Here is a 560-nt window from a genome sequence, read left to right as displayed (position 1 = left end):
CCCGCCGCCGGTGGCGGTCGGGGATCTCGTAGGCGGTGACGGGGATGCAGTCGGCCAGGTCGATCACCGGCCGGACGATGATGCTGGTGCCGGGGGCTTGGAGCCACTCGCGGATCTGCTCGGCGCTGACCGGGGTCCGGGTCTCCTCGCAGCGTCCGACGGGGTTGGCACCGGTGAGGGTGGTGTCGGTGATGTGGAGGTTGAGGGTGACCTTGCGGCCCGTCTCGGTCCGGTCGTCGGTCTCGAGGTCGAGCATCAGGTCACGACGCGCGATCACCCCTGCGGCCTTGGAGCGGCGGACGTCGAGGGACGAGTCGTCGCCGAGCTGGCCCAGGTTGTGGGCTTCGCGGGCGATGGCTTCGTCGAGGTCGCGGCCGTCGGCGGCGTCCAGCAGCCCATCGACGTAGACCTGCCCTTCCGCGGTGACCTCGCCGATGTCGAAGTGCCGCTGGTCCGCGGCCTTCAACCGGTCGGCTTCGGCGCGTTCGGGGTCGAACCGGATGATCGCCTCGGTGACGAGGCGTTCGATGAGCGCCCAGGTGACGTGCCCGACCGCGATG

Annotated in this window: 1 protein-coding gene; it reads right to left on the bottom strand. The window is 70.7% G+C overall.

What is annotated here, in order from left to right; all coding sequences use genetic code 11:
* Positions 1-560 (bottom strand): DUF222 domain-containing protein (locus ASE20_RS10950; RefSeq protein WP_414858374.1); only part of this gene is annotated, 560 nt, incomplete at both ends.

Source organism: Nocardioides sp. Root240 (assembly GCF_001428825.1).
Lineage (GTDB): Bacteria > Actinomycetota > Actinomycetes > Propionibacteriales > Nocardioidaceae > Nocardioides.
This window is presented reverse-complemented; position numbering and strand designations above follow the sequence as displayed.